General features: G+C 37.6%; 14 protein-coding genes and 1 tRNA gene. 7 read left to right on the top strand and 8 right to left on the bottom strand.

The window, feature by feature from the left end; genetic code table 11:
• Window positions 1–2: 2 nt before the first annotated feature.
• Both GGR21_RS19750 and GGR21_RS19745 read right to left on the bottom strand, forming a co-directional pair.
• Window positions 3–1,265: a phosphoglycerate kinase gene (locus GGR21_RS19750; RefSeq protein WP_183308971.1), complete on the bottom strand. Its 1,263-nt coding sequence runs from the start codon at window positions 1,263–1,265 to the stop codon at window positions 3–5.
• Window positions 1,266–1,501: 236 nt separating this feature from the next.
• Window positions 1,502–2,194 carry a S24 family peptidase gene (locus GGR21_RS19745; RefSeq protein ID WP_183308970.1) on the bottom strand — a complete coding sequence of 231 codons (693 nt, stop codon included), beginning with the start codon at window positions 2,192–2,194 and terminating at the stop codon, window positions 1,502–1,504.
• Between the two features lie 128 nt (window positions 2,195–2,322).
• Here GGR21_RS19745 and GGR21_RS19740 point away from each other — a divergent pair, with 128 nt between their 5' ends.
• The 3 genes from GGR21_RS19740 (at window position 2,323) to GGR21_RS19730 (ending at window position 3,804) form a co-directional block, all read left to right on the top strand.
• Window positions 2,323–2,532 (top strand): hypothetical protein, encoded by a 210-nt coding sequence (locus tag GGR21_RS19740; RefSeq protein ID WP_183308969.1) that lies wholly within the window; start codon window positions 2,323–2,325, stop codon window positions 2,530–2,532.
• On the top strand, window positions 2,525–2,875 hold the full coding sequence (locus tag GGR21_RS19735; protein WP_183308968.1) for a hypothetical protein: 351 nt from the start codon (window positions 2,525–2,527) through the stop codon (window positions 2,873–2,875). Before GGR21_RS19740 ends, GGR21_RS19735 begins: the two co-directional genes overlap by 8 nt.
• A 305-nt stretch (window positions 2,876–3,180) precedes the next feature.
• A complete protein-coding gene (locus GGR21_RS19730; protein WP_183308967.1) occupies window positions 3,181–3,804 on the top strand; it encodes a DUF1062 domain-containing protein in 624 nt (207 codons plus the stop codon).
• Window positions 3,805–3,956: 152 nt separating this feature from the next.
• On the opposite strand, the gene GGR21_RS19725 is transcribed toward GGR21_RS19730, so the two are convergent.
• Window positions 3,957–4,343: a VOC family protein gene (locus tag GGR21_RS19725; RefSeq protein ID WP_183308998.1), complete on the bottom strand. Its 387-nt coding sequence runs from the start codon at window positions 4,341–4,343 to the stop codon at window positions 3,957–3,959.
• A gap of 33 nt (window positions 4,344–4,376) precedes the next feature.
• Window positions 4,377–5,027, bottom strand: coding sequence for a DUF1349 domain-containing protein (locus GGR21_RS19720; protein WP_183308966.1), 651 nt, complete (start codon window positions 5,025–5,027; stop codon window positions 4,377–4,379).
• A 134-nt stretch (window positions 5,028–5,161) separates the two neighbouring features.
• On the opposite strand from GGR21_RS19720, the gene GGR21_RS19715 reads away from it, so the two are divergent.
• Window positions 5,162–5,926: a response regulator transcription factor gene (locus tag GGR21_RS19715; RefSeq protein ID WP_183308965.1), complete on the top strand. Its 765-nt coding sequence runs from the start codon at window positions 5,162–5,164 to the stop codon at window positions 5,924–5,926.
• An 82-nt stretch (window positions 5,927–6,008) separates the two neighbouring features.
• On the opposite strand, the gene GGR21_RS19710 is transcribed toward GGR21_RS19715, so the two are convergent.
• Entirely contained in the window at window positions 6,009–6,476 is a 468-nt protein-coding gene (locus tag GGR21_RS19710) for a nuclear transport factor 2 family protein (RefSeq protein WP_183308964.1), read from the bottom strand.
• Window positions 6,477–6,875: 399 nt separating this feature from the next.
• Here GGR21_RS19710 and GGR21_RS19705 point away from each other — a divergent pair, with 399 nt between their 5' ends.
• Together GGR21_RS19705 and GGR21_RS19700 are read left to right on the top strand one after the other, a co-directional pair.
• On the top strand, window positions 6,876–9,503 hold the full coding sequence (locus GGR21_RS19705) for a glycosyltransferase (protein WP_183308963.1): 2,628 nt from the start codon (window positions 6,876–6,878) through the stop codon (window positions 9,501–9,503).
• Window positions 9,496–11,106, top strand: coding sequence for an alpha-amylase family glycosyl hydrolase (locus GGR21_RS19700; RefSeq protein ID WP_183308962.1), 1,611 nt, complete (start codon window positions 9,496–9,498; stop codon window positions 11,104–11,106). The genes GGR21_RS19705 and GGR21_RS19700 overlap by 8 nt, the downstream gene beginning before the upstream one ends.
• Before the next feature lie 175 nt (window positions 11,107–11,281).
• Here the strand turns inward: GGR21_RS19700 and GGR21_RS19695 are convergent.
• Window positions 11,282–11,355: transfer RNA gene (locus tag GGR21_RS19695), tRNA-Asn, on the bottom strand.
• A 215-nt stretch (window positions 11,356–11,570) separates the two neighbouring features.
• On the opposite strand from GGR21_RS19695, the gene GGR21_RS19690 reads away from it, so the two are divergent.
• Window positions 11,571–13,391: a mechanosensitive ion channel family protein gene (locus tag GGR21_RS19690; protein ID WP_246348134.1), complete on the top strand. Its 1,821-nt coding sequence runs from the start codon at window positions 11,571–11,573 to the stop codon at window positions 13,389–13,391.
• A gap of 287 nt (window positions 13,392–13,678) precedes the next feature.
• On the opposite strand, the gene GGR21_RS19685 is transcribed toward GGR21_RS19690, so the two are convergent.
• Both GGR21_RS19685 and GGR21_RS19680 read right to left on the bottom strand, forming a co-directional pair.
• Entirely contained in the window at window positions 13,679–15,943 is a 2,265-nt protein-coding gene (locus GGR21_RS19685) for a GH92 family glycosyl hydrolase (RefSeq protein ID WP_183308960.1), read from the bottom strand.
• Between the two features lie 26 nt (window positions 15,944–15,969).
• A partial coding sequence (locus GGR21_RS19680) for an exo-alpha-sialidase (RefSeq protein ID WP_183308959.1) occupies window positions 15,970–17,144 on the bottom strand: 1,175 nt, incomplete at its 5' end.

The raw sequence follows: 17,144 nt of genomic DNA, 5'->3' as shown, positions 1-17,144 counted from the left end.
TATTAATATCCTCTGATCGCTTTAATTCCGGGAAGAACTTTACCTTCGATGAACTCAAGTAATGCACCGCCACCTGTCGATACATAAGATACCTGGTCTGCCAGTCCGAATTTGTTGACAGCGGCAACAGAGTCACCACCACCTACAAGCGAGAATGCTCCGGCTTTAGTCGCAGTGGCAACCGCTTCAGCAGTAACTTTTGTTCCCTGGGCAAAGTTGTCGAATTCGAATACGCCTACAGGACCGTTCCAAAGGATAGTTTTAGAAGCCATAAGTATATCTGCGATTTCTTTTTCACCTTTAGGGCCGATATCAAGTCCCATCCATCCGCTAGGAATCTGGTCTGCATCTACAAATTTAGCATTGGCATCGTTGCTGAAAGCGTCTGCTATCTTCGCATCGCTGGCAATAACAATGTTTACGCCATTCGTTTTAGCCTTGGCTACGATATCATTTGCAAGTTCCAGTTTGTCGTCTTCAACCAGTGAGTTTCCGATCTGGCCTTCTGCGGCTTTGATGAAAGTAAATGCCATACCTCCGCCAATAACGAGGTTGTTCACTTTATCCAACAGGTTTTCAATGATATCTATTTTTGAAGATACTTTGGCTCCACCAATAATTGCCGTAAACGGACGGGCAGTATCTTTCATTACCTTTTCCACTGCATTTATTTCTTTTTGCATCAGATACCCGAACATTTTGTGCTCTGCATCGAAATAATCGGCGATAAGGGCTGTAGAAGCATGCGCGCGGTGAGCTGTACCAAAAGCGTCGTTTACATAAGCATCTGCGTAAGAAGCAAGTGTTTTGGTAAATTCTTTCTGGCTTTCTTTTACGGCTTTTTTAGCGGCTGCTTTTTCTTCGTCGCTGGCATCGTCTGCCAATCCGCGAGGTTTTCCTTCTTCTTCGGCATAGAAGCGAAGGTTTTCGAGAAGAAGAGCTTCTCCCGGTTGAAGTGCCGCTGCTTTTACTCCGGCTTCTTCACCAACACAGTCGTTTGCGAATTGTACATCAACACCAAGAAGTTTTGAAACATGAGTAAGGATATGTTTCAGTGAATATTTTTCTTCAACGCCTTTGGGACGGCCTAAGTGTGATGCGATAATAGGACTGCCGCCATCAGCGATAATTTTTTTGAGTGTAGGCATTGCAGCACGGATACGTGTATCGTCTGTAATGTTAAAATTTGCATCCAGAGGTACATTAAAGTCTACTCTGACGAAAACTTTTTTACCCGCAAAATTAAATTTGTCAATTGTAATCATGATTGTTCAAATTAAATATATTAATATAACTGATTATCAGAATTTTGTTTTATTTCCTTTATTTTCAAAAAGAGATGCAAATATACAAATTTCTGTGCGAGAAATTTTACTTGGAAATGAAAATATAGTGAAAATTATGGTATGGAATCTGTTTTGCCGACCTTTTGTAAGGCAGAGTTAGCAAAATGTGGATATTTGTTTTTCAGGGATGAATTCCTGTATCTGAAAAAAGAATTTTACCAGATTGACATGGAGAATGAACCGACAACAAGAGCCTTGTCCAGTATGTCTGATAATGGTAAATCGTATGCGGGATAATCTTTTTCATTGAAGGAAACACATTTGATATGATCCTTTATTTCCGATTGCATGATTTTCTTAATAATACATCCGTCGATGGTAACCAGTGCGTAAACTTCTCCCCAACGTATATGCGAGCGATCGTTCCATAATTTGCACAGTACAATGTCCTGATCGTATATGTTGCGTTTACCATATGTGCTGTTTGTCATACTGTCTCCATACACTCTTAACGAAAAATCATAATCCTTTGCAAAAGGAATAGATATGCTTAGATGATCGTTGCTGTTTATCAGATTGCTGAATGCTTTAGGTATTCTCAGGGATATATTTCCTGAATCGAAAAAAGGTTTGGTTATTTCCCCGCACTTTTTTCCATATTCTGAAGCCTGTTCGGAAACAATAATGTTAGTGAACATCTCCCCTTTACCTGTTACCAGCCATTCTACACTCAGATTCTCAACTGAGGATAAGATTTTATTCATGACCTCATAAGACGGACTGCTCTTTCTTTTTCCTACAATATTTTCTGTAACAGATGGAACTACTCCTACTGCTAAAGAAAATGCTCTTTTATTGCCGTCAAAAAGATCATTAATTATTTTTTGTATTCTGTCGCTAATGGTCATCTAACAGTTTTATCGCACTCAAAAGAGTATATTTCAAGAAATTTTCTTGCTTTTGTGTACTCAATTGTGTATATTTGTAATTGTGATTATTCACAATGCGTAAAGATATAAATTTTTGAACTAAACGAATGGCAAAAACTACAATAATACATAAAGCTGAATTGCCCGACTTTCTGCCGCATGGATGGAAAAAAGAGGTAGCTATATTGTTGGGTATTCATGTTAATACAGTAACAAATTCTTTAAAAAGGGGAAAAGGCTATAATTATGAAAAAATAAAACTTGTAGCGATGGAACGATGGGGGAAAATCACTGAAACAGAGAATTCTGATGAATAATGGCGTTAAAATCTATTTCCTGATTCTTCTGATATCAATACTTTCTGGTTGTGGACGGAGTAAGGACGTAAAACAAATAACATATTCCTTTTCCGTAGATTTAGAAGATCCATTCAATGTTTTTATAGCATACAAGGACTCAGACGGATATAAAACATTATATATCGATAGAGAATGGACAAAAGATGTATATTTGGGCTCAGGGGATGCCGCTTCTCTGTTGATAATACCTCAAACAAGAGCAAAAATAAAATATACGGGAAAGATTATCTGTAATGATAATATAAAAACTACCACCAGCAGTAATATAGTATCATTGTCGGTTGCTACTGATTCTTTGTAAACTTACATTGATATTTTATATCGAAACTTTCCTGAACAATTATATCCTCGTTTTTCAGTATTAATTCTTACCTTTGTCCGGAATTCTAAATATTGCATTTTGAGAAAGATTCTTCTTCTATTGATAATGGCTTAAAATCATTCCATCTATTTTCTTTAGATTGAATGCTAAAGTCCGGATTTTCCTTTCCGGACATATCTAATTTATATTATCAAATAACTATGACAAGGCCACACTGGTCTTGTTAGCTGGTATATATCTGATTGAGTTGTCGGATGTATAGCGGTTGCTAAGAATTTTCTCAAATGTCGGCAATTAAAGAAATCTCATGGGAAATACTTCCTCTTGAAGCTCCCATATATATAAAACGGTGCAGTAAATGTAAAAACAACAACCGCTTCTATAACAGTAGTAAGTTCAGAATGAACAACCAGAAAAAGAACAGTGATGTATGGCTCATATACAAATGTATTGAATGTGACAACACCTTTAATATAACTATTCTTTCCCGTATAAAATGGCATCTGATAGATAAGAATCTGTTTGATAAATTCATTGATAACGACTACGATACGGCTCTCCGGCTGTCGCTGGATCAGGAAATAATATACAAAAACCATATTCAGATAGACTATGATTCCATTGAATATGAAATCAGGGCAGATAGCGATATGTTGTTTGAGGATATGGTTTTCTTAGATAAAGAAGAAGTCAGGATCAGTATTAAATATCCTTATAACCTGAATCTGAAATTATCGAGAGTTATCCGGGAAAAATTAAATCTCTCTCTTAATAAGCTGGAACTGATGATCGATAGTGGTATTATCTGTATAGATCCGATGGAGAATATTAAAAAAGAAAGGATAAAAGATAATACTATACTGACCATTAAAAACCGGATGCTAACTGCAGACATGTTCGATAAATAATTATATTATCAATAGTTGAATAAAAAATGGTCTGAAGCAATAACTTCAGACCATTATGTTTCTAATTTGTTTGTTGTCAATGTTTTATTTGTTTTCTCTCTTTGGTTAATCTATAAAATAGCGATTCCTTTTTTCTTCATTTCTTCCATAGTTTATTCTGTAATTTCAATATAATTTTCTTCAGGGTCTAAGACTGCACTTTCATAGTATCCGTCTCCTGTTGTTCGTGGCTCACTTGCAATCGTATAACCATCTTTACGTAACCTTTCCGTAAGCTCATTCACCTTGTCTTTTCCTCCGGCTGAGATGGCGATGTGTGCCAGCCCTTTTAAATTCCCCTTGCTTGCAGGACTTGCTATATCGGGGATGTGCATGAGTTCGATGCGCGTTTTATCTTCTCCGAAAGACAAGAAATAAGAAGTGAAGTTTCTCCTTGGATTTACATATTTATCTCCACAATTTAAATTAAAATACCTGATGTAAAATTCACGGACCAATTCAATGTCTTCCACATAAACGGCAATATGTTCTATTTTCATCTTATTTGTTTTCATCTATTATTTCAAAAAATATTATTCTGCATTGTTTTTCAGCCAGTTCAGTCTGCGTTGGTCTGGCAAATGCTTTACGGAAAAGTTTTCAAACCTGGCTGTGAATCCGTTACCATCCGGGCAAGCTCCCATTAAGCCTGTCATAACAGGACAATTATCCTGTAACCATGCATTTCGCATCATTATATACTCTTTATCATCGAAAGAATAAAACACTTCTACTGCATCCAATCGCCTTATGGCTTTTATCCAGACAAACGGTACGGGTTTATCAAGGGTAATGACACTCCAGTCACTTGTTTTGTGAGTCACAACCGTACTTAAATTATATTTACCATCGACATACTCAATCCCTGCTTTTATATAGTTTTCATGGTCTATACGCAACATCAGCCCCGACTGGTCGAACCTTACTTTATAATCCCCTGATATTTTTACTTTGACCTCAAATTCTCCACCGTAAGTTGCATAATAAAAAGGGGCATCATCTACTGTAAACCCATAATGGGAGATGCGCCAATAATCACTTTGAGGGGTTACATACATAGAAAGGGAATTATCTTTAATTTCCCATTTCTCCGGTTCATTAAACCACTGCATCTTTTCTAAACTCTGTGCCATTGTTCCTGTTGTACTTAAAATCAGCATACTGAAAATTAAAAACTTATTCATGTGTGATGTGTAAAAATGAATTATTTATTAATATATATGAGATAAAATAACCATATAAAAATTACCTTTGTAAAGGTAATAGCCTGTTGTATAATAGTCAATACTTATTAATAACCATTTTTTCTGAGCTGAAAATGAATATAGCCACCACATTAACCGAAGAACTTCTGAAACAGCCATTCTCTAAAGGCGAGGGAGAAATTGATATGCTATCAAAATACCAGCAAATAGCATATGGCTATTCGTTGATTGAAAATTCATTAGCAGTTCTTAGCGATTTGAAAGCGAACAAAAGTTATATATATAATGGTGGTGTCGCCGAAACATTAGGTATTGCCGAAAAAGGGAGTATGAAAAATATAAATTCAATCTGGGAAGAAGATATTTTTGATAGGATACACCCTGACGATTTAATAAAGAAACATACGCTTGAACTTCAATTCTTTCATTTGTTAAAATCCATGCCTGTAAATGAACGTTCTGATTATTATGTCAGAAGTGAAATGCGCATGAAGAATAACGAAGGAAAATATATAGCCATACAACACAGGATGTTCTATGTTAGTGGCTGTATCATAGGTAATTTATGGTTGTCGCTTTGCCTATATGATTTTATATATGAGAAAACTGAACATGACTTGTCTGACGGAGTAATTATTAATTCGGTGTCAGGGGAAATACTAAGGCCTGATAGAAATAAATGCAGTAATATTTTGTCGAAAAGAGAGAAAGAAATACTCTCTTTAATTGAGAAAGGAAAAATGAGTAAAGATATTGCCGATATACTATCAATCAGTATATATACAATAAGCAGGCATCGCCAGAATATACTGGAAAAGCTTCGGGTTAAAAATTCACTCGAAGCGTGTCGGGTAGCTAAATTGATGGGGTTATTATAAAAATGTATCAGATGAAAGAAGATGCAGGATATTGATTTTTCTACTTACCATGTCTGTTAGTATTTATTTCTCTTGTATCTTTTTACATATTGGAATGGATGATTTTCCAATTCCCGTTCACTTTTGAATAAACAATAGACCATGCAAATTTACCTGTTAAAGTACGCCCATTTTCAAGTGTGACAGAATAGTCTCCTGAGGCAGTAAGCAATGCGGCGTTCTCTCCTAATACGGTAATGTTTTTATTGATGATATTCATTTTTTGAGACTTGCAACCTTTTGCTCTTTCTTCGAAATCTTCCATTACTTCATTAAAAGAATGGAAGAAATGTCCATTGATGATGAATCCGGCTTGCAAACGATCGTCCACACAGTCTGCCAGCATTTTTGCATCGAGATTTTCTGCGGCTTCGATACTCTTTTCAAAGACTGTTGAGATCTCTGAAATGATTTTCTCTTTTCGTTCGGTTGCCAATTCCTGTGAATACCCATTTAAACTGATAGAAAAAAATGTAATCAGGATAGAAAATAGGCAAGATAAAGTTTTCATGTGTATAAATTTATTACTTAGGTTATTATTCACGTTTTTAGTGATTGCGATATTTTACAAAAAGACCATATATAACTACAAAACAGTTATAACCGGGTTTAGTATTTAAAGATAATGAAATAATAATTGATTTTCAATCATTTTCAATTTTTATAAACGAATAATTGGCTATCGCTATTTTATATATATTGGGGTATTTATATTACTCCTTCGCCAAATATTCATCTTTTCATAATAGTTCTTTAAAGTTTTTGTAACAAAAAGATATTCTCTTTGTATAAAAAAGGACGATTATCAATACAATTTATTTTATATCTACACTTCTACTTTTAAAAAGAAAAACCGGAGATGCTAGGTGTATAGCAGTGTCTTCGGTTTTTTCGTATATATCAGATGATTATGGAAAAAGACTTTCAGAAGAATTTAAAGGACGAGTTGGATAAGTTTCTTGACCACGAAAAGAATAAATATCCACTGAAGGATACGTTGAAAATAGATATGCATTGCCACGATTACAATAGTGATGTACCTGACGAACTGATAGGCCGTTTGCTTCGTGTGCCTGAAACATGGATTTCCAGTGAAAAACTTATCTACGAGCTGGAAAGGAATAAATGTGATGCTTTTACAATAACCAATCATAACAATGCCCGTTCATGTTATATAATGCAGGATAAAGGTTATGATATTCTTACCGCTGCCGAATTCAGTTGCCGTGTTCCCGATTTTGACACGGGTATCCACGTCCTTACTTATGGTTTCAATCCTGAACAGGAAGTGCGGCTCAACAAGCTGAGAAAAAATATATATGCTTTTCAGGAATATACCCGCGAGCACGATATTCCTACCGTATGGGCACATCCATTGTACCACTATTCGGTGAAGCAGATGCCGCCTCAGGATTTATTCAACAAGATGCTCCTGCTTTTCGAGCGTTTCGAATGCTTGAACGGACAAAGGGATACCTGGCAAAATATACTTGTAAAAGAGTGGATAGATCAGCAGGACGAGGAATCCTTACACAAATATTCGCAGCAATTCAACATCAGTTTGACCCAATATTGCAGCCATCCGTACCGGAAAATACTCACAGGTGGATCGGACAGCCATATGGGGATTTTTTCGGGAATGACGGGTGTATATGCACATATACCCGATTTAGAGAACCGGTTAAGTTCTACACCTCGCTCCCAATTGGTCCTGGAGGCAATAAAGGCCGGTAATCTGGCTGTGTATGGAGCTCATCAGAATACCGAGAAATTAACGTTGGCTTTTCTGAATTATGTATGCCAGATAGCTATGAATTTTAAAGATCCGGGACTGATAAGGTTGCTTTTACATAAAGGGGGCACTTCCGAAAAAATTGCCTCTATACTGGCTTCTAATGTATTCAGTGAAGTGCAGAATCACAAAGTAACCATGTCTTTCATTAAGCTTTTTTATGAGTGTATGATGGGAAAGAAGCCGGCTTTCTACAAGCGGCTGTTTGTATCGTCAGCATATAAGCCTGTGTTTGATCTAGCAGCTAATATGCCGTCTTTCTATAACAAAGATAAGGACGAGTTTGTTACAGGATATTACGATTCGCTTTTGTCCATCAATAACCGCATAAATGAGATATTGGCCATACGCCTGAAGCAAAAGATAAGTAAAATAGATAAAGACAGCTCTGGCAAATCGCTTGACAGCCTTATTTCGGAGCTGGAGCTGCCGACCAACGTAAGAGCTTATTTAGGTAAGTCCGAGAATGAAAAAAAAATAGATATTGCAGGTTTCCTCGATGGCTTGTCATTTCCTTTCTTCACATCGTTGTTTATACTTGCAGCCCATTTCACCAGCGCAAAAGCGTTGTATAATACACGCCCCTTTCTCAAACGTTTTTCCAGGGAACTGAAGAAACATGAGCATCCTAAAAGAATCCTTTGGATGACCGATACTTATGGAGATAAAAATGGGGTGTCGATATTTCTTAAGCAAATGCACGAACAGATCAAACAACGGAATCTGCCAATCGATATAATAGTTTGCAGCGATAAAGTAAAGGCAGATGACCATCTTATCGTATTAAATCCTCTTATGCAATTCAACATACCGGCTTATCAAGATCAGATAATAAATATTCCTGATTTTGTTGAGTTGCATAACCTGTTTCTTGAAGGAGAATATGACCGCATAATCTGCTCTACTGAAGGTATTATGGGTATATGTGCATTATATCTGAAACATGCCTATACCGTAGAGGCCAGTTTTTATTTACATACTGACTGGCTGATGTTTGCCCGTAAGGTCTTAAACTTTAATAGCCGTAATTCGGATAGGGTAAGGCGTATGTTAAGGTTCTTCTATAAATCGTTCGATAGGGTATTGGTACTGAACTCCGACCAGATAAAATGGTTGACAGGCTCTAATATGATGCTCGATAGCCGGAAAGTCTTTAAAACTGCTCACTGGGTAAACCCATGTTTCACCCCAAAACCAAGTAATAAATCTGTTCACTTCGGAGTTGAGGAGAGCATACCGATATTATTGTACGTTGGCAGGCTAAGTGTAGAGAAAGGCGTATTGGAAATCCCTGATATTTACAAACAAGTAAAAAAGGTGCATCCTGATGTCCGGCTTGTAATGGTAGGAAAAGGCCCGGCGCTCGAACAGCTGAAAACCGAAGCACCCGATGCCATATTTATCGATTGGGTGGAACAGGAAAAACTAGGTGGGATATACTCTTCAGCAGACATTTTGTTATTGCCATCCCGCTTCGATACATTCTGTAATGCCGTATTAGAGGCTATCAGTTGCGGGTTGCCGGTTGTTGCATATAATAGTAAAGGCCCGAAAGATATTATAATAGACAAGGAGTGCGGATTTCTGGTGGAATATCCTACCGAAATGGCAGAGAAAGTAAATTACTATCTGGACCTGGATAATAAAGAGTCATTCAAGGCTGCTGCGATAAAACGCTCACTTGATTTCGATGCAGAAACAATTATTAATGGACTGATTGAGTATACCGGATTAAATAATGATTGAACAACAGAGTGAATCGTTTGTCTGGTGGAAACATGGGATCATCTACCACATATACCCTCAAAGTTTTAAAGATAGCAATGCTGATGGCACGGGTGATTTGCAAGGCATCATACAGAAACTCGGCTATCTGAAAGAACTGGGTATAGATGCAGTCTGGCTTTCTCCTATCTACAAATCTCCATTGATAGACGGAGGCTACGATATATCCGATTACTATTCCATAAATCCGGTGTATGGAACAATGGATGATTTCAGGGAATTGTTGCACAAAGCCCATTCCTTCAATATAAGAATCATCATGGATATGGTATTAAACCATACATCCAGCCGGCATCCGTGGTTTAAACTATCATCATCTTCGCTAAATAATTCCAAAAGGGATTGGTATATCTGGCATAAAAATATTGAAGGGAAGAAACCAAATAACTGGAGGACTAATTTTGGGAAAAGTGCATGGACTCTTGATGAAAAAACGAATGAATATTACTATCATTCTTTTTTTAATGTGCAGCCCGATCTGAATTGGAGACATCCCGAAGTAAAACAGGCTATGTTTGAGATGATAAAATACTGGCTCGATATGGGGATAGACGGAATAAGGTTCGATGTCATCAATTTATTGTTCAAGGACGAGCATTTTCAGAACAACCCTGTCTATAACTTGTTATCCAATAAAAAAGTTTATAACAGGAATCAACCTGAACTATATCAATTGCTGAAAGAATTAAGGCTGTTGCTTGATGAATATAAAGATAAAGTTAGCATAGGGGAAATTTATACTCCTCCTCCGGGAAATTCCACATTGGTCAACAGTTTTTTAGGAGATGGGACAGATATGCTTCATTTATCATTTGACTTTTCCTTCGTATTCTCTTTCTTTAAGGCGAAGCGATATTACAAAATTATTACAAATTATTACCAAAGTATTCCTGATAAGGGCTGGCCTTGTTTTTTTATATCGAATCACGATATAGGACGCAATCTGAAGCGATATTTCCTTCCTTGTTATAAATCAGGAAAAGCAAAAGTGCTGGCGGCATTATTGCTCACACTCAAAGGTACACCCTTTATTTATTACGGAGACGAAATCGGGATGGAAAATACCCCCTTAAAACGTTGCGAACTCAGAGACCGGTACGGTAAAATGTTCTATCCTTTTTATAAAGGGCGGGATAAAATGAGGACTCCCATGCAGTGGGATGGCAGCGAATATGCAGGTTTTAGCAAAGTTTTACCCTGGTTGCCCGTTAACAGGGATTACAATAATGTAAACGTAGAGGCGGAAAAAGAAAAACCGGATTCGATATACCTTTTGATTAAACAACTTATAGAAATAAGGGCACAACATGAAGCTTTATACAAGGGAGATATAGGCTTCATCAATAATGGTGCGAATAACCTGCTGTTATACCAACGGTATACAAATAAGGAAAAGATATTGGTAATGCTTAATTTTTCTTTTATGAAGCGAAAAACAGAAAAACTTATTTTCGGGGAAAACTATAAGATATTATTTACCAACACTAACAGAAAAACTGTTCAAATGGAGGAAGAAAGCCTTACTTTGTATCCATTTGAAATATTCATTGCTCAAATAGAATAAGAACTCTCTTTGTAAAGGCCATACTGAGCGATCAACAAAAAATGATACAATATTTTAACGATAGGGTATAACAACAGATTGATATGTTTGATCCCAAATTTGTCCTTAAAATGGATTTTGCAGGATGAAAAAAATAAAAAGCAGCTATCGTTTTTGATAACTGCTTGATTTTTTGCTCTTCCTCTTGGACTTGAACCAAGGACCCTCTGATTAACAGTCAGATGCTCTAACCGACTGAGCTAAGGAAGAATATAGATAGCTTTCTTAAATCCGGCTGCAAAGTTAATAATATTTTTCAATCGTACAATAGTTTTTCCTTAATTTCGCATAGCGAATGAAAATTGTCCGGATTGTTTATTCCTATTTGATTATAATTTTGTAATCTTATGAATAATTTATTTAAACGTTTGTACAGGTAATATTTTGAGATGAATTATACAAGGCTATTTATCAGATATTTTCTGATGCTATTCGGTATTATATTTTCTTTTCAGCCGGTTGAGGCGCAATTAAGAGAAAAAGCTAAGGAGTTATTAACTGGTAATAAAGTTGAGCAAAAAGCGGATACGTTACGTAGAGATACGGCTTCTCTTTCTGTATCAGAAAGGATGCGTTTAGATTCTATTCGCTTAGAAGAGCTTAGTCTGCAGTTGCAGCAAATGAAGCTAAATGAAATAGTTTTGGTAGGTAAGCTTGATAATGCTAACTCCAGTTTCAAAAATGATTCTCTTCGCAGAGCTGCTCAACGAAAGAGAATAGATTCTTTGAGAGCCTTGACTCCCGGGGTACCAGTTGTTGTAAAGTACGATACATTATTTTATATCTATTCGCCACGTGGAGGCACCACTCCGCATACACGTGCCGAAAACGTACAGAATATTATAAAGGATATAGGGCAGGATTATAGTTTTAAAACAGATTCGTTGTATTTGCTGGATACTGAAAATCTAACAGATATAATGTACGGAAACAGGGTAGTTTTTTCAGTGACTGACCAGGATGCACTCTGGCAAAATGTATCGCGCGATAGCCTGGCGCATAGTTATATTCCGGTAATAGCAGCCAAAATTACAGAATTGAAAAAAGAGTATAGTGTTTTGCAGGTGCTTAAGCACATCGGAGCTTTTATTCTTGTAATTATTCTGCAGGTACTTTTATGGAGAGCAACAAATTATCTTTTCAGAAAGCTTCGCCGTAAGATAACATGGTTGTCTTTAAATAAGCTAAAGTCAATAAAGATACGCGATTATGAATTTCTTAATACGCATAAGCAAGGAAGAGTTTTGTTATTCTTTTCTAACTTACTCCGTTATGCTATCATTTTATTACAACTTGTTATAAGTGTACCTATACTGTTTTCTATTTTTCCACAAACAGAAGATCTGGCTGTTGAGATATTTGGTTATGTGATCAATCCAATCAAAATGATTGTGAAATCCATTTTTAGCTATGTGCCCAATTTATTTGTTATTGTCGTAATTTATTATGCAATTAAGTATTTGATAAAGGGGGTAGAATATATTGCCGGAGAAATAGAAAGTGAGAAGCTGAAAATTACAGGTTTTTATCCAGACTGGGCTCAACCGACTTTCAATATTATACGATTCCTGTTGTACGTCTTTATGATTGCAATGATATATCCTTATTTGCCGGGATCGAATTCCGGTGTGTTTCAGGGTATTTCGGTTTTTGTGGGACTAATTGTTTCTCTGGGATCGAGTACAGCTATTGCCAATATTATTGCAGGTCTCGTCATTACTTATATGCGTCCTTTCAGGATTGGTGATCGTATTAAATTAGGCGAGACAGAAGGAAATGTTATAGAGAAGACTCCATTTGTCACCCGCATACGTACGCCTAAAAATGAAGTTGTGACAATACCCAACTCTTTTATAATGTCTTCTCATACAACCAATTATAGTAGCTCTGCCCGTGATTATGGATTGATCATTCACTCTAAAGTGACATTCGGATATGAAGTGCCAAAAGAGGAAGTTTTAGATTTACTTATTAATAGTGCGTTAGCTACCCCTGGTGTATTATCGAAACCCGAACCGTTTGTGTTGGAGACGGAGCTTCATGATTATTATGCCGTTTATCAGATAAATGCATATATAAAAGATGCGAATAAACTGGCGCAGCTCTATTCTGATCTGCATCAGACGATACATGATAAGGCTAATGAAGCCGGAATAGAACTAATGTCCCCTCATTATTATGCAGAACGCGATGGCAATCCGTTAGCAATGCCTCCCGAATATATTAAAAAGAGAAAAGAAGCATAGGGATACTGAAAATAAAGATGGTTGAATTATTCTTACCAAAAATTTCATTTTGCAAATTAGATGAGATTGATATATTATCTCAAAAGGGGCTGTTCCAAAAGTAATTTTTGATTTCTTTCTGTCATCCTGAACGGAGTGAAGGATCTTCTTTTGAGAGTTGAGATTCTTCGTTACACTCAGAATGACAAAAGAAAGTAACACTTTGATAGTGTAATCTTACTTTTGGGACAGCCTCTTCCCACCTTAATCAAAATCCTTATGTTGTGTGTAATAGGATTTTTTTTATTTTATTCAATATTATTTAAGCCCCATGTTTTGGAAGGTGACGGCCCCATCGTCATTTCAAGAATTCCTCCATTCATAATATCGCTAAAGTTTATATAATAATTATTGAATGATTTGCTATTTAAAGTGATATGCTGGATATATCTGTTTTCCGGACTATTATCGTTTACGACTATTTTAAAGCTTTTGCCATCTTTTATCCGGATAACGGCTTCATCCACTATAGGACTGCCAAATATATACTTTCCTCCGGCAGGTTCTACCTGGTAGAAGCCTAAAGCAGAAAGAATATACCAGGCTGACATCTGGCCTACATCCTCATTTCCCGAAAGTCCCGCTGGCTGATCATGATATAGTTCCGACATGACCTGCCGTACTTTCTCTGCTGTTTTCCATGGTTGATTCACATACGGATACATATATAAGATATGATGGCTTGGTTCGTTACCATGTGCATATTGCCCTATCAGACCCGAGATATCGGGTGAAGCTTCCTCTCCTAAGTCTCCTTGTACTATAAAAAGTGAGTCAAGTTTTTGAATAAAAGTATCACGTCCGCCCATCAGATTGATTAAACCCGGAATATCGTGTGGTACAAGCCATGTATATTGCCATGCATTGCCCTCGGTATAATCATCTCCTTGATGGCTTGATTTCACTGGGTTAAATGGTTCGCGAAATTTTCCATTCGATGATAAACCACGCATAAATTTTGTTTTAGGATCAAAATAATACTTGTATGAGAGGCTTCTTTTGTAGAAATATTCATAGTCCTCTTTCTTCTCCAGTTTCTTTGCTACCTGAGCCAATGACCAATCGGCTAATGCGTATTCCAGACCTTTGGCGACAGTTTCGTAGCTAATCTCTTTATCATAAGGTATATAACCGTATTCTTTGAGCCAGTTCATTCCCCTGTCGTTCAGCATAGCCGAATTCTTCATGGCTTCATAGGCCAGTTCCTGATCGAACCCATCATAACCTTTCAGTATAGCGTCTGCTACAACAGGAATACCGGGATTGCCTACCATACAGTCGGTTTCATTTCCCACTAAATGCCAGACCGGTAATTTGCCTTGTTGCTTATAAATAGTAAGCATCGTATTGATGATGTCACTCATTTTTTCGGGATGGATCAGTGTCATCAGCGGATGTGCAGCCCGGTAAGTATCCCACAGGGAAAATGTCGTGTAATTGGTAAAGCCGTCATTCGTGTGATACTTCTGATCTGCCCCGTAGTAATCTCCGTTAACGTCACAGAATTCGGATGGTGCAATCATAGTATGGTATAATGCCGTATAGAAAGTCCGCTTAACGTGTATATCTTCTGTTTCTATAACTATTTTATTCAATTCTTCATTCCATGCGTCAGAGGCGTTTTTCACAGTTTTATCAAAATCCCAGCTGGGTAACTCTGCTTGCAAATTCAGTTTTGCGTTATCGATGCTAACCGGCGACAATGCAACCTTTACATATATGGGTTCTTCTGCTTTCACATCAGATAGATATACCTGCCCAAAGACGCTTCTCATTTCTTCATTCCGGGTGTCACTGATCCGTACGGTATCTAAAACAGAGAATTCCTTGATAGGCTTGGAAAATACAGCAATAAAGTAAATCCGTTGATCTTTAGCCCATCCTCTTGAATAGCGGTACCCCGAGACTACACTGTCATTTTCATGTTGGAGGAATCCTTTAGTCGGACAATCCCATCCTATACCCCTTTCCAGATCGATGATTATTCTGGCATCGTCCGTTTGAGGAAATGTATATTTATGAAAACCAACCCGCTTGGTAGCAGTAAGTTCCACATCTATGCCAAAGCGATCTAAATGTACCGAATAATATCCGGCCTGGGCTTTTTCCTTGTCATGGGAAAAATAGGAGTAAAGCCCTGTAGATTCGTCAGGCAATGTGCCTTTGGTCAGCTTAACATCTCCGATTACAGGCATTAAACTGATATCTCCCAGATCGCCGATACCTGTACCACTCAGATGCATATGTCCGAAACCCAGAATGGTTGAGTCTGAATAATGATACCCCGAACACCAGTCCCATCCTGAGCTCAGATTAGTCGGCCCCAACTGAACCAGTCCAAATGGGACATTCGCTCCCATAAAAACATGGCCGTGATCTCCTGTGCCGATATATGGATCTACATACTGAACAAGGTCTGATGAGGAGTTCGTGTTTTTATCGGTTGTGCTGCAGGAACTTATCGTTATTAATCCGCATATTGTAAAGCTTTTCAGAAAAGTTGAGAATTTCATAATAATATCTGTTTAGAAAGTAAAGACTAGAGTAACTGGGTAGGATCGACTTTGACATATTTTATTTTCTCTCTCCGCCAGGTGTAAACGATGTGTATCATTCCGTCTTTGCCTTGTATTACTGAAGGATAAGAATATTCTTTAACTGGAGAATCTTCCAGAACCAGAGATTCTGTCCAATGGATGCCGTCTTCAGATACAGCGACATTCAATGGTGTCCGCTTTTTATCCAGATAGGCGCTTTCCGAAGCTTTTACATGATTGTATACGATCAGAAAACGGCCGTCCTGTAACGTTATGGCATCGATGCCGGAGTTATTATTTGGCAAATCCAAAGCGAAAGGTTCTCCCCATGATTTCCCTTTATCTGACGAAAACGATGAAACCACTGCTCCGTTTCGGGAACGGCATAACATCTGCAATCTTCCATCCTTGTGGCTCAGTATAGATGGTTGAATGATATCCCATTTATTATCATTGAGCGGCTGGGTTTTACTCCATGTTTTGCCCGAATTTTTCGTAAATTCGAAATGCACCTGCCAGCCTTTATTCTCTGTGCTTGAACCGCAGATCAGTGTTCCATCTACCAATAACGGCCGGTTCTTAGTCGGACCCAGGAAACCTTCGGGTAAAGCTTCGGGTGCAGACCAGGTGACGCCATGATCGAACGAACGTATTAAATATCCTGTCCAGTCCTGTACATTATTGCCTGTTTTATAGAACAAAATCAATTCTTTACCCGGCACCTGGTAAAGGACAGGATTGTAACAAGCTTTTTTCTCTGTGGCATTTACAATACCTTCAGCAACTCTTACAGGAGTTGTCCAGTGAGAATCAACTTGCCGGCTCACATAAATACCTACATTCGAATGACCTTCATACTCTCCTCCGAAGAAAGCAGTCACCAAGCCTGTTGGGGTCTCCTCTATTGTTGCCGAATGAACGGACGGAAGCTTTGCAGTGTCAACAAATTCTTCCTCCAGAATACCTTTACGGTCATCAACTGCAATCACTTCGGTCAATTTTATATCATTCGAATCAGCCCCTATCATAATAGTGAAGTCACCTGATTCCACCACCGCCTGCATATCTTTATTGATTATTGCCAGGTCGTCTTTGGTGATGAAAAAGGATATACGCTTTTCCTCCCCTTTCTTCAGGTAAAGCCTTTTAAAATGCTTCAACTGTTTTAAAGGTTGTA

Origin of the sequence: Dysgonomonas hofstadii (assembly GCF_014196915.1) — a bacterium.
Lineage (GTDB): Bacteria > Bacteroidota > Bacteroidia > Bacteroidales > Dysgonomonadaceae > Dysgonomonas > Dysgonomonas hofstadii.
The sequence above is the reverse complement of the archived record's forward strand: the minus strand, read 5'-3'. Positions and strand labels throughout refer to the sequence as shown.

What these genes read in the sequence shown, in the direction of transcription:
- GGR21_RS19700 (WP_183308962.1), top strand. Translation starts at nt 9,496, where the DNA reads ATGATTGAACAACAGAGTGAATCGTTTGTCTGGTGGAAACATGGGATC.
- GGR21_RS19710 (WP_183308964.1), bottom strand. Translation starts at nt 6,476, where the DNA reads ATGAAAACTTTATCTTGCCTATTTTCTATCCTGATTACATTTTTTTCT.
- GGR21_RS19735 (WP_183308968.1), top strand. Translation starts at nt 2,525, where the DNA reads ATGAATAATGGCGTTAAAATCTATTTCCTGATTCTTCTGATATCAATA.
- GGR21_RS19725 (WP_183308998.1), bottom strand. Translation starts at nt 4,343, where the DNA reads ATGAAAATAGAACATATTGCCGTTTATGTGGAAGACATTGAATTGGTC.
- GGR21_RS19715 (WP_183308965.1), top strand. Translation starts at nt 5,162, where the DNA reads ATGAATATAGCCACCACATTAACCGAAGAACTTCTGAAACAGCCATTC.
- GGR21_RS19720 (WP_183308966.1), bottom strand. Translation starts at nt 5,027, where the DNA reads ATGAATAAGTTTTTAATTTTCAGTATGCTGATTTTAAGTACAACAGGA.
- GGR21_RS19730 (WP_183308967.1), top strand. Translation starts at nt 3,181, where the DNA reads ATGTCGGCAATTAAAGAAATCTCATGGGAAATACTTCCTCTTGAAGCT.
- GGR21_RS19705 (WP_183308963.1), top strand. Translation starts at nt 6,876, where the DNA reads ATGGAAAAAGACTTTCAGAAGAATTTAAAGGACGAGTTGGATAAGTTT.
- GGR21_RS19750 (WP_183308971.1), bottom strand. Translation starts at nt 1,265, where the DNA reads ATGATTACAATTGACAAATTTAATTTTGCGGGTAAAAAAGTTTTCGTC.
- GGR21_RS19685 (WP_183308960.1), bottom strand. Translation starts at nt 15,943, where the DNA reads ATGAAATTCTCAACTTTTCTGAAAAGCTTTACAATATGCGGATTAATA.
- GGR21_RS19690 (WP_246348134.1), top strand. Translation starts at nt 11,571, where the DNA reads ATGCTATTCGGTATTATATTTTCTTTTCAGCCGGTTGAGGCGCAATTA.
- GGR21_RS19745 (WP_183308970.1), bottom strand. Translation starts at nt 2,194, where the DNA reads ATGACCATTAGCGACAGAATACAAAAAATAATTAATGATCTTTTTGAC.
- GGR21_RS19740 (WP_183308969.1), top strand. Translation starts at nt 2,323, where the DNA reads ATGGCAAAAACTACAATAATACATAAAGCTGAATTGCCCGACTTTCTG.